The 22803-nt window shown below is 41.8% G+C and carries 25 protein-coding genes and 1 pseudogene; 12 read left to right on the top strand and 14 right to left on the bottom strand.

Going from position 1 to position 22803, the window contains the following annotated elements:
• Positions 1-150: 150 nt before the first annotated feature.
• From JOD21_RS12410 to JOD21_RS12400, 3 genes are all read right to left on the bottom strand, one after another.
• Positions 151-1551 (bottom strand): cryptochrome/photolyase family protein, encoded by a 1401-nt coding sequence (locus JOD21_RS12410; RefSeq protein WP_204729916.1) that lies wholly within the window; start codon positions 1549-1551, stop codon positions 151-153.
• A 15-nt stretch (positions 1552-1566) separates the two neighbouring features.
• Positions 1567-2136: a TetR/AcrR family transcriptional regulator gene (locus JOD21_RS12405; RefSeq protein WP_204729915.1), complete on the bottom strand. Its 570-nt coding sequence runs from the start codon at positions 2134-2136 to the stop codon at positions 1567-1569.
• A 244-nt stretch (positions 2137-2380) separates the two neighbouring features.
• Positions 2381-2530 carry a hypothetical protein gene (locus JOD21_RS12400; RefSeq protein ID WP_173425079.1) on the bottom strand — a complete coding sequence of 50 codons (150 nt, stop codon included), beginning with the start codon at positions 2528-2530 and terminating at the stop codon, positions 2381-2383.
• Between the two features lie 702 nt (positions 2531-3232).
• Here JOD21_RS12400 and JOD21_RS12395 point away from each other — a divergent pair.
• Together JOD21_RS12395 and JOD21_RS12390 are read left to right on the top strand one after the other, a co-directional pair.
• On the top strand, positions 3233-4990 hold the full coding sequence (locus JOD21_RS12395) for an ABC transporter ATP-binding protein (protein WP_204729914.1): 1758 nt from the start codon (positions 3233-3235) through the stop codon (positions 4988-4990).
• The gene (locus JOD21_RS12390) at positions 4987-6990 is read left to right on the top strand and encodes an ABC transporter ATP-binding protein (protein ID WP_204729913.1); all 2004 of its coding nucleotides are present in this window, start codon (positions 4987-4989) and stop codon (positions 6988-6990) included. Before JOD21_RS12395 ends, JOD21_RS12390 begins: the two co-directional genes overlap by 4 nt.
• A gap of 199 nt (positions 6991-7189) precedes the next feature.
• Here JOD21_RS12390 and JOD21_RS12385 read toward each other — a convergent pair whose 3' ends face one another.
• Positions 7190-7807, bottom strand: a complete 618-nt coding sequence (locus JOD21_RS12385; RefSeq protein WP_204729912.1) for an NAD(P)-dependent oxidoreductase — start codon at positions 7805-7807, stop codon at positions 7190-7192.
• 354 nt (positions 7808-8161) lie between these two features.
• On the opposite strand from JOD21_RS12385, the gene fumC reads away from it, so the two are divergent.
• A complete protein-coding gene (gene fumC, locus JOD21_RS12380; RefSeq protein WP_204729911.1) occupies positions 8162-9550 on the top strand; it encodes a class II fumarate hydratase in 1389 nt (462 codons plus the stop codon).
• 67 nt (positions 9551-9617) lie between these two features.
• On the opposite strand, the gene JOD21_RS12375 is transcribed toward fumC, so the two are convergent.
• From JOD21_RS12375 to JOD21_RS12360, 4 genes are all read right to left on the bottom strand, one after another.
• Positions 9618-10715, bottom strand: coding sequence for an ABC transporter ATP-binding protein (locus JOD21_RS12375; RefSeq protein WP_204729910.1), 1098 nt, complete (start codon positions 10713-10715; stop codon positions 9618-9620).
• A gap of 109 nt (positions 10716-10824) precedes the next feature.
• Entirely contained in the window at positions 10825-11742 is a 918-nt protein-coding gene (locus JOD21_RS12370) for a helix-turn-helix domain-containing protein (protein WP_204729909.1), read from the bottom strand.
• A 97-nt stretch (positions 11743-11839) separates the two neighbouring features.
• Entirely contained in the window at positions 11840-12019 is a 180-nt protein-coding gene (locus JOD21_RS12365; protein WP_204729908.1) for a hypothetical protein, read from the bottom strand.
• Positions 12020-12073: 54 nt separating this feature from the next.
• Entirely contained in the window at positions 12074-12280 is a 207-nt protein-coding gene (locus tag JOD21_RS12360; RefSeq protein WP_041122100.1) for a DUF5342 family protein, read from the bottom strand.
• A gap of 129 nt (positions 12281-12409) precedes the next feature.
• On the opposite strand from JOD21_RS12360, the gene JOD21_RS12355 reads away from it, so the two are divergent.
• The gene (locus JOD21_RS12355; protein ID WP_204729907.1) at positions 12410-13549 is read left to right on the top strand and encodes a DUF445 domain-containing protein; all 1140 of its coding nucleotides are present in this window, start codon (positions 12410-12412) and stop codon (positions 13547-13549) included.
• 71 nt (positions 13550-13620) lie between these two features.
• The gene (locus JOD21_RS12350; protein WP_204729906.1) at positions 13621-13986 is read left to right on the top strand and encodes a YlbF/YmcA family competence regulator; all 366 of its coding nucleotides are present in this window, start codon (positions 13621-13623) and stop codon (positions 13984-13986) included.
• A 36-nt stretch (positions 13987-14022) separates the two neighbouring features.
• On the opposite strand, the gene JOD21_RS19655 is transcribed toward JOD21_RS12350, so the two are convergent.
• On the bottom strand, positions 14023-14511 hold the full coding sequence (locus tag JOD21_RS19655; RefSeq protein WP_452176705.1) for a methyl-accepting chemotaxis protein: 489 nt from the start codon (positions 14509-14511) through the stop codon (positions 14023-14025).
• A gap of 267 nt (positions 14512-14778) precedes the next feature.
• A pseudogene (locus tag JOD21_RS19650) lies at positions 14779-15198 on the bottom strand (protoglobin domain-containing protein); the annotation flags it as partial.
• 393 nt (positions 15199-15591) lie between these two features.
• Between JOD21_RS19650 and JOD21_RS12340 the strand changes: the two are divergent.
• Entirely contained in the window at positions 15592-16380 is a 789-nt protein-coding gene (locus JOD21_RS12340; protein WP_338032902.1) for an enoyl-CoA hydratase, read from the top strand.
• A 30-nt stretch (positions 16381-16410) separates the two neighbouring features.
• Here the strand turns inward: JOD21_RS12340 and JOD21_RS12335 are convergent, their stop codons facing one another.
• Positions 16411-16596, bottom strand: coding sequence for a YhzD family protein (locus JOD21_RS12335; protein ID WP_204729904.1), 186 nt, complete (start codon positions 16594-16596; stop codon positions 16411-16413).
• 141 nt (positions 16597-16737) lie between these two features.
• Between JOD21_RS12335 and JOD21_RS12330 the strand changes: the two genes are divergently transcribed.
• From JOD21_RS12330 to JOD21_RS12315, 4 genes are all read left to right on the top strand, one after another.
• Positions 16738-17634: an ABC transporter ATP-binding protein gene (locus tag JOD21_RS12330; RefSeq protein ID WP_204729903.1), complete on the top strand. Its 897-nt coding sequence runs from the start codon at positions 16738-16740 to the stop codon at positions 17632-17634.
• Complete coding sequence (locus JOD21_RS12325; RefSeq protein ID WP_204729902.1) at positions 17627-18898, top strand: ABC transporter permease; 1272 nt, start codon at positions 17627-17629, stop codon at positions 18896-18898. The genes JOD21_RS12330 and JOD21_RS12325 overlap by 8 nt, the downstream gene beginning before the upstream one ends.
• 123 nt (positions 18899-19021) lie before the next feature.
• Positions 19022-19975 (top strand): 3'-5' exoribonuclease YhaM, encoded by a 954-nt coding sequence (gene yhaM, locus JOD21_RS12320; RefSeq protein ID WP_041122106.1) that lies wholly within the window; start codon positions 19022-19024, stop codon positions 19973-19975.
• Positions 19976-20029: 54 nt separating this feature from the next.
• The gene (locus JOD21_RS12315; RefSeq protein ID WP_204729901.1) at positions 20030-20212 is read left to right on the top strand and encodes a sporulation YhaL family protein; all 183 of its coding nucleotides are present in this window, start codon (positions 20030-20032) and stop codon (positions 20210-20212) included.
• A gap of 38 nt (positions 20213-20250) precedes the next feature.
• Here JOD21_RS12315 and JOD21_RS12310 read toward each other — a convergent pair whose 3' ends face one another.
• Positions 20251-21174, bottom strand: a complete 924-nt coding sequence (locus tag JOD21_RS12310) for a peptidylprolyl isomerase (protein ID WP_204729900.1) — start codon at positions 21172-21174, stop codon at positions 20251-20253.
• Between the two features lie 176 nt (positions 21175-21350).
• On the opposite strand from JOD21_RS12310, the gene JOD21_RS12305 reads away from it, so the two are divergent.
• Together JOD21_RS12305 and JOD21_RS12300 are read left to right on the top strand one after the other, a co-directional pair.
• Positions 21351-21434, top strand: a complete 84-nt coding sequence (locus tag JOD21_RS12305) for a YjcZ family sporulation protein (RefSeq protein WP_041122109.1) — start codon at positions 21351-21353, stop codon at positions 21432-21434.
• 27 nt (positions 21435-21461) lie between these two features.
• Positions 21462-21560 (top strand): YjcZ family sporulation protein, encoded by a 99-nt coding sequence (locus JOD21_RS12300; protein WP_041122110.1) that lies wholly within the window; start codon positions 21462-21464, stop codon positions 21558-21560.
• Positions 21561-21914: 354 nt separating this feature from the next.
• Here the strand turns inward: JOD21_RS12300 and JOD21_RS12295 are convergent, their stop codons facing one another.
• Both JOD21_RS12295 and JOD21_RS12290 read right to left on the bottom strand, forming a co-directional pair.
• A complete protein-coding gene (locus JOD21_RS12295; RefSeq protein WP_041122111.1) occupies positions 21915-22103 on the bottom strand; it encodes a hypothetical protein in 189 nt (62 codons plus the stop codon).
• Positions 22104-22194: 91 nt separating this feature from the next.
• On the bottom strand, positions 22195-22755 hold the full coding sequence (locus tag JOD21_RS12290) for a DUF3267 domain-containing protein (RefSeq protein ID WP_204729899.1): 561 nt from the start codon (positions 22753-22755) through the stop codon (positions 22195-22197).
• Positions 22756-22803 lie beyond the last annotated feature (48 nt).

Below are 22803 nucleotides of genomic sequence, written 5' to 3'. Positions count from 1 at the left end.
AACGATTAAACGGCCTCAGCCCTATAGAATATAGAGCGAAAGCCGCTTAAATCACTTTTATTATTTCCACTGTCTACTTGACGGGGGGCAGTTCATAATGTCCCGGACGGTTTTTTTGTAAAAAAAGCTTTTTTTGTGTCCTTTTTAAAGTTATTTCTTCTTCACTTTATCGTAATGATCAAGTGCCCGTTTTCGTGCAGTTTTGTGGTCAACAACTGGTTCAGGGTAGTCCCTGCCGATCTGAACGTTCGCTTTCTCAAGAACATCATCAGGAGCAGAGGAAGGGTCATGAATATATTTTGCAGGCAGTTTTCTCAGTTCAGGTACCCACTGACTAATATATTCACCATCAGGGTCGAATTTCTCAGATTGTGTAGTCGGGTTAAAAATCCTGAAGAAAGGTGAAGCGTCAGCGCCGGAACCGGCTACCCACTGCCAGCCCATCACGTTATTGGCGACGTCAGCATCGACAAGCGTATCATCAAACCAGTCAGCGCCTTCTCTCCAATGGATCAGCAAATCCTTTGTCAGAAAAGATCCTACTATCATTCTGACGCGATTGTGCATATAACCTGTGCTCCACAGCTCTCTCATCCCTGCATCCACAATTGGAAAGCCGGTCTTTCCATCTTTCCAGGCATTCAGCTGATCTTTTTCATTCATCCATTTAAAGGACTTAAACTGCTCGTTCATCGGGTCTGTTTCCGTTTCAGGAAAATGTGTAATCAGTGAATATGCGAAATCCCGCCAGACAAGCTGCCTGATAAACGGTTCTCCGGCTGCTTCAGCTGATTTTTTTATTGAATGATAGACACTTCTGACAGATAAAAGACCAAGCGCAAAATAGGGGGAAAGAGCAGAACTCGCTTCTTCTGCAGGAAAATCACGTTTGCCCTTGTAGACCTTAAGCTTCTTATCCAAAAAGGCATTGAAACGTCTGACAGCCGCTTCCTCTGAAGGTGTCCAGCGCTTTTCCATACCTGATGTCCAGTTAACCTTGGGCAGCAGGTTAAGATCTTCTAAAGATAAGGAATCCCGTTTGTTGAATGAAGCAGGATCAATTTTCTTAACAGCTGGGAGCGCCTGAGGAATGTCGTGTTTTTGCATGGCCTTATAAAAGGGTGTAAAAACTTTATACGGATCTCCGTTATTTTTCTTCACGTCCCATGGTGGAAGCAACAATCTTCCTTCATAGGTATTCACGTTAATTCCATTATTGTGAAGTGATTCCCCGATTTCACGGTCCCTGTTAAAAACAGCAGGCTCATATTGCCTGTTCCAGTGAATGGACTCAGCTTCATATTTTTCCGCAATTTCAGGCAGGATCACTGAAGGTTTTCCGCTTAAAATAAGAAGTTTACTGCCTGCAGATTCAAGCCTTTTTTGAAATGATTCAAGCGCATGGTGAAGAAACCACTTTTGAGCGGAACCGATTTTATCATCTTTGTCATAAATATAGACCGGCAATACTTTGCCGGTCTCTGCAGCGTGATAAAGTGCCGGGTTGTCGTGGAGTCTCAGATCTTTTCTAATCCATACAATTGCAGTCATCGTAACGCTCCTTTATCAGGGAGTGATCCCGTTTTCAATCATATCAAAGAGCATTTCTGCCCATTCTTCCTTAGGTATTCCCTCTGTATTCTGGATTAAAACGGATTGGAAAAACACGCCGGCAATCAGTGTAGAAGGAAGATTATTTCTGATTGAACCTTCTTTTTTTGCTTTTTCTATCAGCATCATCAGCAGCTGAAACAGTCTGCCTGATTGTGCATCAAGTTTTTCTAATTGCTCTTTTACAATAGAAGAAGAGCTTTTATCAAGTGAAGGTCTCATCTTAATCATGTCATACACCTGGGAATATTCCATGAATAAATAAAGCAGATCCTTTAGCGTTAAAAACGCATCAGTCTGCTGACTGAGCTGATCGATTTTTTTCATGACCTGATCCATCAGCATCGTCATATAATCTGCTATGAGCTCGTCTTTATTTTTGTAGTATTCATAAATTGTGCTTCTGGCAACTTCAAGCCGTTCGGAAAGTGCTTTGAAGTGAAAACCTTCATACCCTTTTTCTAAAAGGAGGCTTTCAGTTGCTTCCATCAATTCAGGAATATTCATTTTTCTTTGTCGCGCCATATGCACTCATCCTTTTAATGATCGTCCTGTACTCAGTATATCTGAAAGCAGGGGGAATGTGGGAAATGAAGCGGTTGTATAGCAATCAATAAAAAAAGACCGGACAAATTTGTCTCAGTCTTTGTAACCGGCTTACTCCGCTGCAGGCGGTTAGCCTAGCCGTGCTGGAGTCTCCGTCTGCAGCTCAGTTCACCTTAGAATGTAATCAAAAGCTGATCATTCTTTTAAGTTTGTGACATGCTACTTAAAACATCGGAAGGATATAATTAATTAGGAACCATAAGATACCGATAAAAATAATGATGTAAGCAGCGTATTTAATAAATGTTGCACCGACAAGACCTCTGTCGGTTTTTTGTTCTTTTTGTACTTCAACTCTGCGTTCGTCTGCCATATTAATAACCTCCTGATTATCCAATCAGATTAATTAAGAAGAAAATAACAACGATTGCACCAATGATCATTAAAATTGTACGTAACATGATAACGCCTCCTAATCATTATATGAATTTATTGCTGATCCCTGCAGTAAGCTCCACTGCGGGTCAACAGATATTACTTTGCATTTATTAGTAAGATACCCATAGGGGGAGAGTGCAAACCAAGTTTATGGTTTTTGCAAATAAAAAATTTTCTAAATGTGCTGCTGAACAAACTTTCAATGATTTCTGAAAAATATATTGACATCGGGTAAGTGGTAGTTTATTCTAATGATGTTCAAATAATGGACAAAAATTCGTACAGAAAGGAGCTGTGTGTCATGATCATCATCAAAGGTAAATCACATTCTGCAAAACTGAATATCACGCAGCGGACTTTTTTCTGACGATCTGAATTTTTCCATGTCTGATAAAGGTGCTGTCTGCGTATGCAGTCAGCGCCTTTTTTGAAGCATACCGTGCTTTTACAGGGCCGGTATGCTTTTTTGTTGCCAATTTTTAGTTGATTACAGCTCTGCTGTTTTTCATAAAAATAATTTTTCAGGAGGACTGATGAAGATGAAAGGGTTCTACACAGAAGTTTTAAAGGCAGGTTTCGGGGCGGCTCTGGATAGTGGGTAGCCTGAACCAAAACGGACTAAAGGAGGTTATCACGGATGTTTGATATTTTTATAAAGCTCGGATGGTTTTTTAAAGAACACTGGAAACGTTATACAGTCGCAATTGGTCTTTTATTAATTGCTAATCTGTTTGAGGTTGTGCCTCCATTTCTTGTAGGAATGGCCATTGATGATATTTTTATGGGTGAATTAACAGAGAATATGCTGATTCAATATTTATTGATTTTAGCTGGTATAGGTGTGATTACTTATATCATCAATTATGTCTGGCAGTATCTGCTGTTTGGCGGAGCACATCAGATTGAACGACGCCTGAGATCGATGTTTATGGGGAAGCTTCTTCAGATGACGCCTGGCTTTTATGAAAGAAACCGCACAGGTGATCTGATGGCCCGTGCAACGAATGACCTGAAAGCAGTCTCTGTTACCGCTGGATTCGGTGTGCTGACGCTGATTGATTCAACGGCGTATATGCTCACTATTTTGCTTACAATGGGCTTTTTAATTTCATGGGAGCTGACGCTTGCTGCGGTTTTACCGTTGCCGGTGCTGGCAATTGTGATGAAAATTCTTGGTAAGAGAATTCATGAAAGGTATATGACAGCGCAGGATGCATTCGGTGATTTGAATGACCGCGTACTTGAATCAATTGCGGGTGTCCGCGTGATCAGGGCGTATGTGCAGGAGAGACGGGATGAACAGTTATTTTATGAGAATACTGAGGATGTTTATCAGAAAAATATCCGCGTATCATTTATTGACTCACTGTTTAACCCGCTGACAAAAATCCTGACAGGGATCAGTTATATGATAGGTCTCGGGTACGGGGCGTACCTGGTATTTAACCAGGCCATTACATTAGGTCAGCTTGTTTCATTTAACGTTTACCTTGGAATGCTGATCTGGCCGATGTTTGCGATCGGGGAATTAATAAATATTATGCAGCGCGGAAATGCTTCAATGGATCGTGTGAATGAAACATTAAGCAGCACGCCTGATGTGGCAGAGCCCGCCTATGCAGCTGCTGTGTCATCTATGAAGGAAATTAAGTTTACAGACACTGAGTTCCAATATCCCTCTTCTAATGTGAAAAACCTGAGCAAGTTGAATGTAAAGCTGCAGCAGGGTGAAACGCTTGGTATCGTGGGAAGAACAGGAAGCGGGAAGACAACAATCGTCAGACAGCTGCTGAAGGAATATCCTGCAGGTGAAGGCGAAGTGTCAGTCAGTGAAACAGGTATACGTGATCTGTCAAAAGAACAGCTGCTTAGCTGGATTGGTTATGTACCGCAACAGCACGTGCTGTTTTCAAAATCAGTCCGTGACAACATCTTGTTCGGTGCAGAAGATGCTTCAGAAGATGAACTGATGAAAGCCATTAAGATGGCTCATTTTGAAAAGGATCTCCAGATGCTGCCTGAGGGCCTTGAGACAATGGTGGGTGAAAAAGGTGTCGCTTTATCCGGCGGTCAAAAGCAGCGGATTTCAATCGCACGTGCGTTGATTAAAGATCCTTCACTGCTTATTCTTGATGATTCACTGTCAGCAGTTGATGCGAAAACAGAAGCGGCGATTCTTGAAAATATTAAGAATGAAAGAAATGGAAAGACAACAATTATTACAACCCACAGGTTATCGGCAGTAGAACATGCTGACTGGATTATTGTGATGGATAAAGGTGAAATGATTGAAGAAGGTGTTCATGCAGACCTTCTGAAGAAAAAAGGCTGGTATTTCGAGCAGTATGAACGCCAGCAGGTTGAAGAGTCACTGTTAGAGGAGGTGCAGTCATGAGTGTAGGAAAACGCCTCTTTCAATATGGCCTGATGTATAAAAAGACGATTATCATCGCGCTTGTGATGCTGACAATTTCAGTAGCAGCAGAGCTCGCAGGCCCGTTTATTGCAAAGAAGATGATTGATGATCATATTTTGGGTATTGAAGAGACCTGGGTAGAAACAGCCAACACGGAAGATGCTGTTTCATATAATGGAACCTTTTATAAAAGGGAAGCTTATCTGAATGAAGGTGAGCAGGCTGGCAGTGTGGCTCACATTTACCAGATTGGACTGGATTTTTATTTTGTAAGCGGGGCTGTTGAAGCAGAAGGGGAGCGCAGTTATGAAAACGGTCAGCTCTCATTCGGTTCCGGCGGCACGTATCCCGCTGAGGAATTAACCCGTGCTGAAGTCTTTGATTTTTATACACCTGAGATCCCGAGAATTCTTGGACTTGTTGCATTGTATTTCGGATTGACGGTTGTGGCTGCGATCTTCCATTTTGGACAGGAATTTCAGCTTCAGCGGTCAGCCAACAGAATCATTCAGAAAATGCGCACGCAGGTGTTCAGTCATATTCAGCGGTTGCCGATCAACTATTTTGATGATCTGCCGGCCGGGAAAGTAGTAGCAAGAATTACAAATGACACAGAAGCAATCAGGGAACTGTATGTCCAGGTACTCGGTCAGTTCTTTCACAGCGGTGTCTATATTGCAGGTATCTATATTGCGCTGTTTATTCTGGACCCAAACCTTGCTGCGATCTGTCTTGTGCTGCTGCCTATTCTGTATGTATGGATGCTGCTCTACAGAAAGTATGCATCTGTCTACAATCAGACAGTCAGATCAAAGGTCAGTGAAATTAATGCTTCTATCAATGAAGCCATACAGGGAATGAGTATTATTCAGGCATTCAGAAGAGAAAGCCGTATTCAGGAGGAATTTGAGGAGAAAAATACAACTCATTTTCAATTCCAGAATAAATTGCTGAATCTGAATGCACTGATGTCACATAACCTGGTGAACATTTTGCGGAACCTGACATTTGTCGCTTTCATCTGGTATTTCGGCGGTGCATCACTAACAGCTGAATCAGTCGTGACAGTCGGAGTGCTGTATGCATTTGTTGATTATCTGACAAGACTGTTCCAGCCGGTTACAGGCATTGTTAATCAGCTTGCAAATCTTGAACTTGCACTTGTAGCAGGAAAAAGAGTGTTTGAACTGATGGATGAAGACGGGGAAGAAGTCAGAGATGAAAGAATTGAGCGTATAAAAGGACACGTAGTATTTCATGATGTGTCATTTGCGTATAAAAATGAAGACTACGTATTAAAAAATCTGTCATTTGAAGCGAAGCCGGGTCAGACAATCGGGCTGGTCGGACATACAGGATCAGGGAAATCATCGATTATGAATCTGCTGTTCCGCTTCTATGACTGTCAAAAAGGGGAGATTCTCATTGATGGACAGAACATCAAGGAATTACCTCGGCAAACCATTCGCGATCACATGGGGATTGTACTCCAGGATCCGTATCTCTTTACAGGTACAATTGCATCCAATGTCAGCCTCAATGATCCTCGAATTTCAAGAGAGAAAATAGAGGATGCACTGAGAGCTGTCGGAGCCGATCAGGTACTGACCGGACTAAAGGATGGTATTGATGAACCTGTGATTGAAAAAGGAAGTACGTTATCGTCTGGACAAAGACAGCTGATCTCTTTTGCAAGAGCACTTGCCTTTGATCCCGCGGTACTTGTACTTGATGAAGCAACATCAAGTGTGGACACTGAAACAGAATCTGTCATTCAGCAGGCAATGGATACGCTGAAAACAGGCAGGACGACATTTATTATCGCTCATCGTCTGTCAACGATCAGGAATGCTGATCAGATTCTCGTTCTAGACAGAGGTCAAATCGCAGAACGCGGCACACATGACGAGCTGATGGCCGCTCGGGGTAAGTATTATCAAATGTATGAACTGCAGCAGGGGAAGCAGCAGGTGGGGTAATGCTTGCTACTGCTGTTCAAAAAAAGCCTGAGACACTTTTATAGAGTGTTTCAGGCTTTTTAAATCGTTCCGCTGCGCTTCAGGCGGATGCTGGACGGAGGTTGCTGAGCCTCCCACGAAAAAGGCTTGAGCGTTCGTCCGCGGAAAGCGTCCCCCCCTGGAGCGGAAATCAACAGCCCTCTTTAACAGAGCCTTAATCTTAATAAGTAATCCCAACCCGCTCCCGCACATGCTCACCATTTAATAGAAGTGAATAAGCAAAATCACCCGTATCATACATCGATATACTCGACGGATCATCCGGCAGCGTGTTTACTTCAGTACGGTAGATTCCAACTCGCTCACCGTCAGGCAGATAAGTCGGACAGACGATCGTCCAGTCAAGGTCTGCTTCCTTCAGCATCAGGTAGGCTCTGCAGTGATCTTCAGCAGCTGTACTTAAGCGTCTGTTGGATTCAGATGAATGGAAGCGGAATTTACCAGGCTCTCTTTTTGAATCAAGTATACCTGCAGTTCCAATGGTAATAATACGTCTGATCCCATGCTTTCTCATCGCAGGGAGAATGTGAATCATGGATTTAGTCAGTGCATCATTTTTATCTGTTCCAAGTGCACTGATTACCGCATCGGCACCTGCGATCGTCTGTTCCACTTCACTTTTAAAGGATGCGTCGCCCTGTATGTAAGTGAGATTTGGATCATTGCTTATAAGTGTCTGGTCTCTGACCAGTGCGTGAATATGGTGGCCATCCTGTAAAGCACGTTCAAGAATCACGCTGCCAACTCTTCCGGTAGCCCCGAATAATGCGATCTTCATCCTTAAAAACCCCCTCTTACTTTCATTATATTAGTTATATAAAGCCTAATGGTGTTTTAGCACAGCTGGTGATTGCAGCGGAAGGGGGACGACTCCAGCAGGAGCAGTGTGACAGGTGAGACCCCGCAGAAGCGTAGCTTCGAGGAGGTCCGATTGAATCGGAGCCAAAAAAAGGCTCATGCGGAAAGCGTTCCCCCTGAAGCGGAAATCAACAGCCAACATTAACAAAGCTATTAAATTAAGTGTAGCTCATCTGGAGACTTTCGCAAAGTTAAATGAATAAGGTGATCTAAGTGAGTAATATTAATGGAAATGTTACAATATTCATACAATCACTTGAAAGGGGATATGAATATGGATTTTCGTACAGAAAGAGATACATTAGGAGAAGTGCAGGTACCGGCAGATAAGTATTGGGGTGCACAAACACAGCGCAGTAAAGAAAACTTTCCAATCGGAATTGAAAAGATGCCACTTGAAGTAACGTATGGCTTTGCTGAACTGAAAAAAGCAGCAGCTGTTGCGAACTATGACCTTGAAAAACTTTCATTACATAAAAAAAATGCAATCGTTAAGGCATGTGATGAGATATTGAATGGGGATCTTGATGATCATTTCCCGCTTTCAGTGTGGCAGACAGGAAGCGGCACGCAATCCAATATGAATGTAAATGAAGTCGTTGCTTACAGAGCGAATCAGCTTTTAAGCGATGAGGGGTCAGATGAAAAAGTTCATCCAAATGATGATGTGAATATGTCTCAAAGTTCAAATGATACCTTCCCGACTGCAATGCATATTGCTGCTTACCGTGCGATCTGCAGTAAGTTGATCCCTGCCCTGAACAATTTTACAGATACACTCTATCAGAAGGAAAAAGAATTTTATGAAGTGATCAAAATTGGCAGAACACACCTTCAGGATGCTACGCCTCTAACACTTGGTCAGGAGATTAGCGGGTGGCGTGCAATGCTTGAACGTTCAAACACCATGGTTCAGGAAGCGAATAAACATATTCTGTCACTTGCGATTGGCGGTACGGCTGTAGGAACCGGTATTAATGCACACGAAGAATTTGGTGAGCGTGTAGCAAAACAGCTTGTACTCCAGACAGGTTTTCCGTTTTATTCATCCGATAACAAGTTCCATGCGTTGACAAGTCATGATGAGATCGTCTATCTGCATGGTGCGCTTAAAGGGTTGTCAGCTGATCTGATGAAGATTGCCAATGATATCAGATGGCTCTCAAGCGGCCCGAGAAGCGGAATTGGTGAAATTACGATTCCTGCGAACGAACCGGGAAGCTCTATTATGCCTGGTAAGGTTAATCCGACACAGAGTGAAGCGCTGACAATGATTACAACGCAGGTGATGGGCAATGATGCAACGATCGGTTTTGCAGCCAGTCAGGGTAACTTTGAACTGAATGTCTTTAAGCCGGTGATTATTTATAACTTCCTGCAATCTGTTCAGCTTCTTGCTGACGGAATGAATACATTTAATGATAAATGTGCAGTGGGGATTGAAGCGAACCTTGATGTGATTGAAAAGCATGTGAAGAATTCGCTTATGCTTGTAACAGCGCTGAATCCTCATATCGGCTATGAAAAAGCAGCTGAAATTGCCAAGCTTGCTTTTAAAGATGAATCAACATTAAAAGAAGCAGCAGTGAAAACAGGATATCTGACAGAAGAACAATACGATGAATGGATCCAGCCGATCAATATGGTGAATATTGACCGCTGATTGCTAGAAAAGGCCCGCTCGGCGAATGAGCGGGCCTTTTACTATATGGTTAAAGGGGGTAACCAACTTATTTAATGCGCTGCTCAGTTTCCACGTCAAAGAAGTGGCACTTGTTCAGGTTGAATGCAAGCTCAACTTTCTGTCCTGCTTTAATATCTGAACGTGAATCAACGCGGGCAACAAAATCCTGATCACCAAGCTTAGAATAAAGCATCAGCTCGGCACCTGTAAGTTCAGAAACTTCAATATCAGCAAGGAATTTAGATCCTGCAGCTGATTCGATGAATACAGGCTCATCGTGAATATCTTCAGGGCGTACACCCAGGATAATTTCTTTACCAACATAATTCTGGTTGCGTAATACTTTCATTTTTCCTTCAGGTACCTGAAGCGTCTGGCCTTTTACTTCAAAGCCTGCATCAGTCAGTTTACCGCTGAAGAAGTTCATTGCAGGAGAACCAATGAATCCGCCAACAAAGACGTTTTCAGGGTTGTCATACACTTCTTTAGGAGAACCAACCTGTTGAATGACCCCATCTTTCATAACAACGATACGTGTTGCCATTGTCATTGCTTCAGTCTGATCGTGTGTTACATAGATTGTAGTTGTCTGAAGACGCTGGTGAAGTTTTGCGATTTCAGCACGCATCTGAACACGCAGTTTTGCATCAAGATTTGAAAGCGGCTCATCCATTAAGAATACTTTTGCGTCACGTACAATCGCACGGCCAAGTGCAACACGCTGGCGCTGACCACCTGAAAGTGCTTTTGGTTTACGGTCAAGAAGTGCTTCAAGGCCAAGAATATTGGCTGCATTCTTTACACGCTTGTCAATTTCAGCTTTATCAAATTTACGGAGCTTTAGTCCGAAAGCCATATTATCATATACGCTCATGTGCGGATATAGAGCGTAGTTCTGGAATACCATCGCGATATCACGGTCTTTAGGTGCTTTATCATTTACGCGCTCTTCGTCAATGTAGAAGTCGCCTTTTGATATTTCTTCAAGCCCTGCTACCATTCTTAGCGTAGTTGATTTACCACAGCCTGATGGACCAACGAATACGATAAATTCTTTATCCTGAATGTGAAGGTTGAAGTCAGATACTGCTGTTACGTCTTTATCATAAACTTTGTAGATATTCTGCATTTTTAATTCTGCCATGCTGATTCCTCCAGTGTGTACATGCTGTACGTTTGATGTAAGCCTATTGTATCTTTCTATGTAAGCCTTTCCAATAGGCACGTTGCACAAAAAGAAGACTGATCATTCGTCACAATGACCAGTCCTCTTTTTCACTTATCCGCTGATTCCACTCAAGACACGCAAAGTAGGCGATTAATCCACCGTTAAATGTTTTAATATCAATGCCTGCTTTTTCACTGAATTTATCAAGTCTGTACTGAAGGCTGTTACGGTGCATATATAAAAGCTTTGCTGTACTGCTGACATTTGACAGGTTTTCAACAAAACGCTGAATGATCTTCGGCAGATCACGTTCAGTATCAAACAGCTCAAAAATCGCAGCAAACAGCGTATCTTTTTCAAATGTTGAAAATCGGTTCATCAGATTTACCGGCAACACGTCAAACAGTGAAAGAACGGTCCGCCTTGATTCAAACGGAATATGATGGTCAAACCAGGTCCGTTCCATTTCAAGCATTGTTTTAGTCATCTCACCCGTACTGTGAAAAGATCCTGCAAAAAATGTGATCTTCATCTCCAGGTCATTCTCAATTGCCTGTGAAGCGGAAGCAAGTTCATCAAGTGACAGCGTATCTTCAGAGTGAGGCTCTATTACAAAACCGCTGTATTCATCGGTATGTGCGATCACTGCCTGGTCTGAAAAGACAAAATGAAGTGCCTGTTCTCCATCAGTTTGAAAAGGGGAATCACTGATATACTGTACCATTCTGAAGATCTTGCCCTCATCATAAGGACATTTTGCCCCATCTTCTGTCATAAATCTTATCCATTCACCTGCAGGCCCTGCAGGTGGAGGGGAAGAAGGGGTTAATATAATAGATATTAAATCTTTTTCCCTGTCAGACAAAGCTGATTTTGAAAAACCGACTAACTGGTCTGTTTTTGTATCACGGAACCATATGTAATAAGGATGCTCTGCCTGCGGGAGCTGATCAGGAAGTCTGGCTTCAGGAAATGATTGAAGAATTGAATCGATTGCTGTCATAAGATCACCCTGCTTTAATCGTAGAATGAATTTAAAGTATCACGATTTGTTTCTTTTCACAACAAAGCGGCCGGGAAACCGGCCGCTTTGCCGCCTGCTAGTCAGCAGGCGGGGATTCAGGTTCTAACTCTCTTGCTTCTTCGATGTTTGTCCTTAGACCATAGCGGAACACACTGCCGCCCGCCATTCCTTCATTAATAAAACGGTCCACATCCATTGCACACTCATCCCGGCCTTCATAAGAAGTATCCGGAAGGAAAGACAAACGACGCTTCATCGAAAGCACCCCCTGATTCATAATATATGTGAATCAGGCATAAGATATACGGTGTCAGTCACCGTATACGTGAAAAAGCATCAGATCGTGAATCTGCTGAATCACTTTATCCTGATCTTTTTCAGGTGCATCAGACAGCCACTCAATTTTGCCGTTTTTATGATAGATGCCTTTCACCTGTTCTCCCATATATGTAAATGAAAAACTCCACCCCGGTAAATCCTTAGCATATAATTTCTGATACTGAAAATGCTGAATCATGCGCTACCTCCACTATAAAATGTTTCACTCAGTATATCATGAAGAAATTGAGTATGGCATGTCTCATTCTGACGATCCGTACAGTCTTCTGATATACTGAATAGGATCAGTATAGTGGAAGGTGAGATTATGGAGATTGCATTATTATTACTTGTTATGATGACAGTTGGAGCAGTGATCGGGGGATTTACGAATTCCCTTGCAATTAAGATGCTCTTCAGACCATATAAAGCAGTATACATCGGTAAATGGAGAGTTCCTTTTACACCGGGCCTGATCCCGAAAAGGCGTGATGAACTTGCCCGCCAGCTCGGGTTAATGGTCGTGAATCACCTGCTGACTGCAGAAAGTCTGAAAGCGAAATTTCTGAACACAGAAAAAGAAAAAGCGCTGACAGCGTGGCTGCAGAAAGAGGGTAAAAAAGTATTTGAAATTGACGATTCAGTAGAAACAGTGCTGAACCGTTTTGATCTAGAATCACCTGTACCGTATCTTGAGCATACGATGGACAATTGGATTGAAGATCAATACGACCAGCTGAAGGAAAAATACATGTTTCTTACGCTTCGCGAAACCCTTCCTGAACAGTGGCAGCAGAGACTGGACCAGAAAGTAACATCTGTCAGTACGTATATCCTTGAAAAAGGGGAGGACTACTTTTCATCTGATGAAGGAAAAGAAAAAGTCCAGACGATGATTGATGATTTCCTCAAAACAAGAGGAACACTTGGCAGCATGGTTCAGATGGTTATGGGTAATACATCACTCGCTGATAAGGTGCAACCTGAAATCATTAAATTTTTGAAACATCCAGGCACACATGATATACTCGAACAGGTTTTGCACAAAGAGTGGGAAAAAGTGAAGGATTGGCAGTGGGAACGGGCATTCTCGATTGTCACTGACCGTGATCTCATTATCCGGCTTAAAGGAATATTAAAAGAACGTATGAACCTGAATGAATGGATGAACAAACCATTCGGCAGTGTCATTCAGCCGCTTGAAAACAGGCTGATTGAAGATTTGATTCCAAAAGCCTCATCAAAAGCAAAAGATATTCTCATTGAACGCATCGAAGATATTCTATCGAAGATGAGACTGCAGGAAATTGTCAGGGAGCAGGTAGACTCTTTTGAGGTTTCACGCCTTGAAGAACTTGTGCTTGGCATTTCGAAAAGGGAATTCAAAATGATCACCTATCTTGGTGCGCTGCTTGGTGGATTAATTGGAATTGTTCAAGGGGTTTTTGTGTTATTAACCGGCCTTTGAGTCAGTTGATGTTTATGACTGATATAAGAGGGCAAACATGGAAGAGTGATATTTTTAAGGAGGTTTTACGATTGTCAGTAAATCTGTTTGATCAGGCAAATGAATTAGAGAGTGCAATTCGTCAAAGCGAGGAATTCACTAATTTAAAAGAAATGTATGACGCTGTGAACAGCGATGAGTCAGCGAAAGGGATCTTTGAGAACTTCCGCAACATTCAGCTTTCTCTTCAGCAAAAGCAAATGAATGGCGAAGAAATTTCCCAGGAAGAAATCGAGCAGGCTCAAAAAACAGCTCAGCTTGTACAGCAGCACGAATTAATCGCAAAGCTGATGGAAGCTGAACAGCGTATGAGCATGACAGTTCAGGAACTGAACAAAGTGATCATGAAGCCGCTTGAAGAGCTTTACGGATCAATGGAAAATAATAACGAGCAATAATAAATAAGCCGCTCAGGGAAACCTGAGCGGTTATTTTTATGCTTTCTCTTCAAGAGATGCAGCAGCTTCAGCTACACCGGCAGCTTTTTCCGAAATTTCATTCAGTGTAATCACAAGACCGCTAACATCTGAATCAATTTGTGAGTTCTGGCTCTTCAGCTCTTTCATTGAAGACATAATTCCTTCAAACGATTCACTTGTTGAAATGATGCTGTCCCGTTCAAACTTAAATAGTTCTTTCAGTTCAAAGATCGAGCCTTCAATTGTTTTTGTTTTAACATTTGTATCTTTCAGTAAATCATACACCTGTGAAACAGATTCCTTCGTATTTTCTGCAAGCTTTCTTACCTCATCTGCTACGACGGCGAAGCCCTTACCATGCTCACCTGCACGTGCAGCTTCAATAGACGCATTCAGTGCAAGAAGATTCGTCTGATCAGCAATCGACGTTACCATATTGGCTACTTCAGAGATCTGGCTGTTCAGGTTATTCAGTTCCTTAATATTTTGCTCGGTCGACGCCATTTTATTTGAAATCTGTTCGCTTTCTTTCTTTGTTTTATCGAGACGGGATTGTTCTTCACCTGTTTTATTTTCAAGCTCAGTTGCGACATGAGAACCGTTTTGCGCACGGTTTGATAATTGCTCCAGCGCTTTTTTCATCTGGCTGACGTTTTCACTCGTTGAACTGCTGTTATCTGAAAGAGCAGCAGCACTTGTTCTCAGCGTATCAAGCAAATCTTCAAGCTGATTTTGTTCAGCCATCAGCTTTGCCTGGAACTGATTCTCATAAGCTTCAAGGACAATCTGCATTTCAAGGTTCAGAATTTTAGAGACCGCACGCATGAGATTGAATTTATCTTTTTCGTTAAATGAAGTCTTTTCAACCATGTCCATAAATGAATTCAAAAGGTCCTGAAAAGCAGCAATATACCACTTAGGATCAAGTCCGATATGAAGGTGTACTTCTGCAATACGGTTCCTTTTCTGAATAAACTGCTGATCAATTTTACCGCTGAACATCTCCTGAATATGTACAGTTAACGTTTTTTTCAGTCTTTCAATAGAGCTGTGCTCATTAATAATCGATAAAAGTTGCGGCTCGTGGCCAATGGTTTTATAAAAGTGAGAAACAACCATCTCTATATCTTTAGTGACATAAGGCTGGAAAGCCATTAAAACCTGTAAATCATATTTAGAAAGCGAGATCATACTCAACTGTTTAGGTGTAGTAATTTCTTTTGGCAGGTCGATTTTCACCTGGCTTTTAAACTCTTCAGCAACTGCTGATAAATCTGACTTCTTTTCACGCGTTTTTGCAAACATCATCATCAATAAATCTCCCTTCAGATACTCTCTTTAAATAATATCGTACCGATTTGTTCAAAAATGAATCGTTTTAAAAAATAATTTAATAAAATTGCAGGATATTATACATCAATTATACTATAAAAATGATTTTATTAGGTATTTTTTCATAAATATTTTCTTTTGCTTATGTAATAGTAGGGAATTCAAATCATTTTGGAGATTTTAAAGGATATTTCAGGATGTATAGGGAATAAGTGAATGAAGATTCATTTTTAAGGGGATGGAGTGATGATGATGGAAAAGCAATTCGACACACTGAAGGTAGAGATATCCGGTAATGCAGCATGGGTTACATTTAACAGGCCTGAAAGTCTAAATGCATTAAATCTTCAAATGATGACAGAACTGCAGGAAGTACTGAATGAATTGAAAAGAGATGCGGATCTTCAGGTGCTTGTGCTAAAAGGGGAAGGCAAAGGCTTCTGTTCCGGCGGAGACATTAAAGCGATGCTTAAAATGAATGGAGAGGAAGATTTCCAGCATTTTATGAAAGTGATTAATGACCTGTCTATTACACTCTATACGATGCCAAAGATTACAGTGAGTGCGATACACGGAGCAGCGGCAGGACTTGGTCTGAGTCTTGCATTGGCTACGGATGTTGTCATTGCAGAAGAACAGAGCAAGCTCGCGATGAACTTTATCGGGATCGGTCTTGTACCGGATGGGGGCGGACACTTTTTCATGCAGGAAAGGCTTGGATCTCAAAAAGCACTGCATACAATCTGGCGCGGTGAGATTATGAATGGACAAGAAGCTTATTCACTTGGTCTGATCGATAAAGTAACTGCAGAAGGACGTGTGTCAGAGGACACTGAAGCTTTCGTTAATATGATTAACAGCAGTCCGGTTAAAGCGATGATGGAATCGAAATCGATTTTAAGAGCGAGCAGAAGAAGCCAGCTTGAACAAACGCTTGAGCTTGAGAAAGATGCCCAGTGGAGAATGAGACAGACAGAGGACCATATTGAAGGCATTCAGGCTTTTACTGAGAAAAGAAAGCCGGTATTTAAAGGGCAGTAAAAAAAGACGGGGTTTCCCGTCTTTTTTCTATTAAGTATGAAATACAACGAGTTTGCCTCTTGGTGAGACTACACGGTGTGTGTGGTCAATCATTCCTTCTTCTTCCAGGCGTTTTTCCCCGATTGTTTTCGCCTCTTTGTCATTTTCAGCTTCGAATGAGTCTTCAAAAAGCAATTCCCCTTTTTTATCGAATGCCGTGATTTTGTAGATATCCACTCTCATCATCTCCTTTTTGTCCGTAACTTTATTATGTCACAGCGCGATTGTTACGTGAAGTATAGAATTTCTGAAAAAATTTGAACCTTTTTTCCTTGTGTTCCGTATAAAATAGAAAGGAAGGTAAAAGGAGGAAACGACATGTTGAAGATCGATAATGTCACAAAAAGGTTTGGCAGTCATACAGCTGTTGACAATCTGTCACTGACTATTCCAAAAGGTGAAATGTTTGGTTTTCTCGGGGCAAATGGAGCAGGTAAGACAACTACCTTCCGTATGATTCTGGGGTTAATTGATCTGACAGAAGGAAACATCAGCTGGAATGATGAACCGATTGGCTATGACACCAGCAGTCTGATCGGCTATCTTCCGGAAGAGCGCGGGCTTTATCCTAAAATGAAGGTAAAAGAGCAAATTGTCTACCTCGCAAGGCTCAGAGGAATGGATAAGAAGGAAGCTGAAAAAGAATTAATTGAATGGCTACGGAAATTCAATGTGCCTGAATATGAAAATAAGCGGGTGGAAGAACTTTCAAAAGGGAATCAGCAAAAAATTCAGTTTATCGCATCCGTCATACATAAACCACAGCTTCTCATTCTTGATGAGCCATTCAGCGGTCTCGATCCGGTGAATGTAGAATTATTGAAAAAAGCAGTGTATGAACTGAAAGAGCAGGGAACCACAATCGTTTTTTCAAGTCACAGAATGGAACACGTTGAAGAATTGTGTGAAAGCTTGTGTATTATTCATAAAGGCTCACCAATTGTTCAGGGAAGACTGAATGAAATTAAAAGAGATTTTGGCAAAAAGAATCTGATGATCAAAGCAGATTTTGAATTGAAGGAACTCGAGATGCTGCCTGGAGTCATTAAGATGAAGAAATTAATCGGCGGAGCGATTCTTCAGATTGAAAATGAAAACGTCTCTCAGGACATCCTGGACTTCCTTAAGCCAAAAGGATTTATACGCCAGTTTTCACTTGAAGAACCGTCTCTCAATGACATCTTTATTGAAAAGGCAGGTGCTTCTTATGAGTAGATTTGGATTAATTCTTGCAAAATCATACATGAACAAGATTAAGTCAAAATCATTTTTAATTACTACACTTATCTTTACGCTCGTTATTATCGGAGCAACTAACTTTCAATCGATTACTTCACTATTCGAAGGATCAGGAGATGGTGATGAGGAGAAGTGGCAGGTTGTTGTTTATGAGGAAGATACAGAGATAGCAGGCAGTCTCTCAGATCAGGTTGCAATATTAAATTCCTCTATTGAAGTAAGCGGTGGAGAAGCTGGCAGGGTGGATCTCGAAGAACAACTTGAAAACGGAGAGTTTGACGCACTTCTTTCGATCAGTATGACTGAAGCGGGAAGAATTGATGCTGAATACTTATCAGCCTCTCTTACAGCAAACTCTTATTCAGTGGATTTACAGGCGGCCCTTCAGACGATTCAATCAAATATGGCAGCAAATCGCCTGTCTCTCAGTGCAGATGAACTGGCGACTTTGAATATGCCTGTTGCCTTTTCACAGGCTGCATACGTCGATTCCGCTAAGTCAGCAGAGGAACTTGATCAGGCGAGAGGATTAGTCTATGTGCTGATATTTGTCATCTATATGTCTGTGTTAATATACTCAATGATGATTGCAACTGAAGTGGCAACTGAAAAATCATCAAGAGTGATGGAGATCCTGATATCAAGTGTACCTCCAATTCAGCAGATCTTTGCGAAGATACTAGGAATCGGTCTGGTTGGACTTACCCAGATCTTTATCTGGGCGATTGTTGGAATCCTCTCAGTTAACTTGAGCAGCGATACACTTGAAGGTGGCATTTATTCTTTATTTGATTTCTCTTCAGGTTCTATCAGTACAATTGTATATGGAATTGTATTCTTTTTACTTGGCTATTTTCTTTATGCTACACTTGCAGCTTTCCTTGGGTCTTTAGTCAGCAGGTCAGAGGATCTTCAACAGGTCCTGATGCCGGTGAATATTCTGATTGTAGGAGGGGCGATGCTTGCGTTCTTTGGACTGGCAGAACCTGAATCCGGCTATATCACTGTCACATCCTATATTCCATTTTTTACGCCGCTTGTGATGTTTACAAGGGTTGGGATGCTGAATATTCCTTTTTGGGAGCCTGCGATTGCCATATCACTAACGGTTCTGACGATTTTAGTGTTAGGATGGTTTGGAGCAAAGGTTTACCGGGGAGGCGTACTGATGTATGGAAACTCCTCATCTTTAAAAGATATCAAACAGGCAGTACAACTTTCAAAAAAAGAAAAATCATAAAAATCAGAGATAGCCGGTGCTTCTGCCGGTTATTTCTATTTATGAATGCTGAATATCTGATATAATAAAAGAACAGGTGTTCTTATTGGGACGATCATTGAGAATGTAAAGGAGAGATTGCTGATGAATGGTATTACTTATATGAATCCGGGAGATCCGGTTGATCAGTATTTATTGATCAAACAGATGACAAAAGGGGTCACGACTGCAGGGAAACCATTTCTGACACTGATTTTTCAGGATAGAAGCGGCGATATTGAGGCAAAGCTCTGGGATGCCGGAGAAGAGGAGGAACGGAAGTATCAGCCTCAGACGATCGTGAAAGTAGCTGGAGAGATCCATAATTACCGGGGAAAGAATCAGCTGAGACTGAGACAGATCAGGCCTGCATCCGCTCAGGATAATGTAAAGATGGGAGACTTCCTGGAAACAGCCCCTTTATCTATTGAGGAGATGAGTGAAGAACTGACGCAATACATTTTCGAAATGAAAAATCCGGTGATTCAAAGAATTACGCGTCACTTGCTTAAAAAGTATCAAAAACCATTTCTTGAGTATCCTGCAGCAACGAAAAATCATCATGAATTCGTGTCTGGTCTGGCCTTTCATGTGGTCTCAATGCTGAGGCTTGCAAAGTTTCTGACTGAGCAGTATCCATCATTGAATAAAGACTTATTATATGCAGGTATCATCCTGCATGATATGGGGAAAGTGAAAGAGCTGTCAGGTGCGGTGTCTGCTACTTATACGCTTGAAGGAAACCTGCTCGGACATATTTCAATCATGGTCAATGAAATTGCTGAAGCAGCAAAAGAGCTAGAGATCGAAGCGGAAGAAGTACTGCTGTTGCAGCATATGATTCTTTCACATCACGGGAAAGCAGAGTGGGGCTCTCCGAAACCGCCAATGCTGATGGAAGCTGAAATTCTTCATTATATTGATAATATCGATGCTAAAATGGTGATGATGGACAGAGTCATCAGCCGTACGACTTCAGGCGAATACACAGAACGGGTATTTGCACTCGAAAACAGGTCATTTTACCGTCCGCATATGTATGATCAGGACAAGGCATAAGCTTGTACCCGCCTGCATAGGATAGCCTAAGAATATGAAGCAGGAGGCGAATCCATGTTTCCAATCTGGGTTGACCTGGTAATTGGTGGAGCAGTACTCAGTCTGGTGATGTTTGTCAGAACATCGTATGTCGACCGAAAGCAGGAAAAAGATTTTATTGAAGAGCATGGGAAAACGTATATTCAGCGGATGGCAAGAGAAAAGAAAAAACGCTTATCATCTGAACTGAAGGATTAAAAAAAGCGGGAGGCATATGCCTTCCGCTTTTTAAACATTTATGATTCTGTATCTTCGCCTTCTTCTTCAGCAGGCTCTTCAGCAGGTGTTTCCGGCTGAGAAAGGAAAGCATCAAAAGTTGCAGCAAGATCTTCATCTTTAATATCAATATCTGCTTCTCTCATCATATCCTGAATCATTGAGCTTGCCTGAGTACGGTCTGCTTTAGCCAGTTTCAGGTCATGCTCAATTTCATCCTTCATCTCTTCAAAGCTGTCAACTTCAGCTTCGCGTGTTTCAAGCACCTCAATGATATGCCAGCCAAAGCTTGTTTCAACAGGCTCACTGATTACATTAGGCTCAAGGCTGAAAGCAGCTTCTTCAAATGCCGGATCCATGTCACCGGCGCTGAAAAATCCGAGTTCTCCACCAGTTTCCTGTGCAGCAGGTTCAGTTGACATTTCTTTTGCAAGTTCAGTAAAATCAGCGCCATCTTCTAGCTGTTGTTTTACTTCAAGAGCAGTTTCTTCATCCTGTACAAGAATGTGACGTGCATTTACTTCTTTTTGCATTTGTTCATATTTCTGCTGAACCTCTTCTTCAGTTACTTCCACGTCTTCAATTAATGCTTTTTCCTGAAGTTTGTTCAGTCTCAGTGTGTCACGGAAAGTATCTTCTGTATAACCCTGCTGCTGAAGGAACATATCAAACTGTTCCTGACCGCCGTATTGTTCTTTCATTGATTCAATTTCAGCGTCAACTTCTTCTTCTGACACTTCGTACTTGTCCTCAAGAATCTGTTCAAGTACCATCACCTGAAGCGCCTGTTCGCCAACAGTTGACTTCATTTCTTCGTAAAGTTGTTCTTTGGTGATCTCCCCTGCATTCGAAGAAACCACTACTTCGCTTGCTTCTTCATCACTGCATGCTGCCAGCGCAGTTACACTGAGTGTAAGAGAAGCCGCTGCGATCCACTTTTTCATATCATTCATCTCCTAACGTTCTCTAAGCTGTAAAAATCTCCAAAGCATACTATAACATACTTCCCAAACTCATTGTATTGTTTTCACAATCATTCCATTTTTATTAAAGATAAGCGTTGAGCCCATCCATTATGAGACTGCAATGAATAACATACTTAAGAAAGGAGGGAGTCTTTATGTCATGCGGAAAAGGCGGAGGATTTGCGTTAATCGTAGTCCTGTTCATCCTCCTGATCATTGTCGGGGCAGCCTGGTTATAAAATCTGAAAAGGAAGGGGGCAACACATATGTCTCACGGACATGATAAAGGCTACTACAACGGAGGCTTCGCACTACTCGTCGTACTATTCATCCTCCTCATCATCATCGGAAGCGCCTGGTTCTAAGAAAAGCGTAGGTGAGCGTTTAGGGGCGTATGTGCTGGACTGAAGCGGATTAAGATAAAGGAAACACGATGAACGTAGTGAATCGATGTTGACTTATCTTAAGGAGCTGAGGGAAGCACACTAGCCCCTGCGAGCCGTAGCTGGACAATGAGAAATGTGGAAGCAGGCGTTCAGCCCCGACAGGCATAAGATGCGGAGCGGAAAACAGGTGACCTTTCCCGTTTACCGATTCGCGACTTATGACCCGAGGAGCTAGCGCCCGTAGCTGGACAAAAAAGAGGGACCATCCCTCTTTTTTGTCATGAAAAAAAGATGCCAAAACGGCACCTTCAGTCGGCTTACATATTTTAGTCGTTACGTATACAAAATCTCCACGTAGGAAGACAGAAGTAAAATCAGAATCAGGATATTAATTGTGCGGAAAACCTTTGGCTGCCGCTCATTCGGGATTTCCTTCTGCACACAAAGTCTATTAGTCATTCGATTAATGGCGTAAATAATAAAAACTGTAAATGCGATAAATAGTCCAATTACGGAAACCATGTTCCCCCTCCTCATCTCTAAGTAATAGAATAACAAAAAACAGACACAATGAACAGAGTGAGCTGTTCATTGTGTCTGAATGAATACCCGTTTAAATGCTGGGATACTGGGTTTCCTTAACTGGAACCAGGATTTCATAGCCATCATCATCTTCTTCAATAAATGCACCTTTAGGTGATTTAAACAATGAGCGGGCATAAATGAAATCAACGAGACAGATCCCTGTATGGTAAGCAATTAAAATTGTAAAATAATGTGCATACCCCTGAAAAAGCGATGCCCCGTATAGCAGCATTCCATTTAAAAACAGGAATGGCGAAACCAGTGCCAGAATAAAAAAGAATTTTGGAATCGGCTTATTAACTCTGACTGACATAATCGGCACACAGAAAAATTGAAATCTTGTTTTCAGACGAATTAAGCTGTAAAAGCCTGCCAGTGGCAGTGTGTGCAAGACCTTATGAAGCGGATATATTAATAGAAATCCGATAGCAAACCATAAAAAATGCTGATCATACATTGGTTGGTCGGAAAGTAATTGTATCGTTACATGTAAAAAAGAAAATACAGCAAGAACTATAATCGCAGATAGAAAGAAGATGCGATAGAATCCGTATTGTTTCTTTACATTGATAGATTTCCAGCAATGCAATATGATCGCCTCCGTTCATGACGATTTTTAATTAAAAACTAACATGAG

The organism is Jeotgalibacillus terrae (genome assembly GCF_016908195.1).
GTDB classification, from domain to species: Bacteria; Bacillota; Bacilli; order Bacillales; family Jeotgalibacillaceae; genus Jeotgalibacillus; species Jeotgalibacillus terrae.
This window is presented reverse-complemented; position numbering and strand designations above follow the sequence as displayed.

Bases quoted from the DNA above. Each gene is read 5' to 3' on its own strand.
- JOD21_RS12410 (WP_204729916.1), bottom strand. From the start codon at position 1,551: ATGACTGCAATTGTATGGATTAGAAAAGATCTGAGACTCCACGACAAC.
- JOD21_RS12405 (WP_204729915.1), bottom strand. From the start codon at position 2,136: ATGGCGCGACAAAGAAAAATGAATATTCCTGAATTGATGGAAGCAACT.
- JOD21_RS12400 (WP_173425079.1), bottom strand. From the start codon at position 2,530: ATGGCAGACGAACGCAGAGTTGAAGTACAAAAAGAACAAAAAACCGAC.
- JOD21_RS12395 (WP_204729914.1), top strand. From the start codon at position 3,233: ATGTTTGATATTTTTATAAAGCTCGGATGGTTTTTTAAAGAACACTGG.
- JOD21_RS12390 (WP_204729913.1), top strand. From the start codon at position 4,987: ATGAGTGTAGGAAAACGCCTCTTTCAATATGGCCTGATGTATAAAAAG.
- JOD21_RS12385 (WP_204729912.1), bottom strand. From the start codon at position 7,807: ATGAAGATCGCATTATTCGGGGCTACCGGAAGAGTTGGCAGCGTGATT.
- fumC (WP_204729911.1), top strand. From the start codon at position 8,162: ATGGATTTTCGTACAGAAAGAGATACATTAGGAGAAGTGCAGGTACCG.
- JOD21_RS12375 (WP_204729910.1), bottom strand. From the start codon at position 10,715: ATGGCAGAATTAAAAATGCAGAATATCTACAAAGTTTATGATAAAGAC.
- JOD21_RS12370 (WP_204729909.1), bottom strand. From the start codon at position 11,742: ATGACAGCAATCGATTCAATTCTTCAATCATTTCCTGAAGCCAGACTT.
- JOD21_RS12365 (WP_204729908.1), bottom strand. From the start codon at position 12,019: ATGAAGCGTCGTTTGTCTTTCCTTCCGGATACTTCTTATGAAGGCCGG.
- JOD21_RS12360 (WP_041122100.1), bottom strand. From the start codon at position 12,280: ATGATTCAGCATTTTCAGTATCAGAAATTATATGCTAAGGATTTACCG.
- JOD21_RS12355 (WP_204729907.1), top strand. From the start codon at position 12,410: ATGGAGATTGCATTATTATTACTTGTTATGATGACAGTTGGAGCAGTG.
- JOD21_RS19655 (WP_452176705.1), bottom strand. From the start codon at position 14,511: ATGGCGTCGACCGAGCAAAATATTAAGGAACTGAATAACCTGAACAGC.
- JOD21_RS12340 (WP_338032902.1), top strand. From the start codon at position 15,592: ATGGAAAAGCAATTCGACACACTGAAGGTAGAGATATCCGGTAATGCA.
- JOD21_RS12330 (WP_204729903.1), top strand. From the start codon at position 16,738: ATGTTGAAGATCGATAATGTCACAAAAAGGTTTGGCAGTCATACAGCT.
- JOD21_RS12325 (WP_204729902.1), top strand. From the start codon at position 17,627: ATGAGTAGATTTGGATTAATTCTTGCAAAATCATACATGAACAAGATT.
- yhaM (WP_041122106.1), top strand. From the start codon at position 19,022: ATGAATGGTATTACTTATATGAATCCGGGAGATCCGGTTGATCAGTAT.
- JOD21_RS12315 (WP_204729901.1), top strand. From the start codon at position 20,030: ATGTTTCCAATCTGGGTTGACCTGGTAATTGGTGGAGCAGTACTCAGT.
- JOD21_RS12310 (WP_204729900.1), bottom strand. From the start codon at position 21,174: ATGAAAAAGTGGATCGCAGCGGCTTCTCTTACACTCAGTGTAACTGCG.
- JOD21_RS12305 (WP_041122109.1), top strand. From the start codon at position 21,351: ATGTCATGCGGAAAAGGCGGAGGATTTGCGTTAATCGTAGTCCTGTTC.
- JOD21_RS12300 (WP_041122110.1), top strand. From the start codon at position 21,462: ATGTCTCACGGACATGATAAAGGCTACTACAACGGAGGCTTCGCACTA.
- JOD21_RS12295 (WP_041122111.1), bottom strand. From the start codon at position 22,103: ATGGTTTCCGTAATTGGACTATTTATCGCATTTACAGTTTTTATTATT.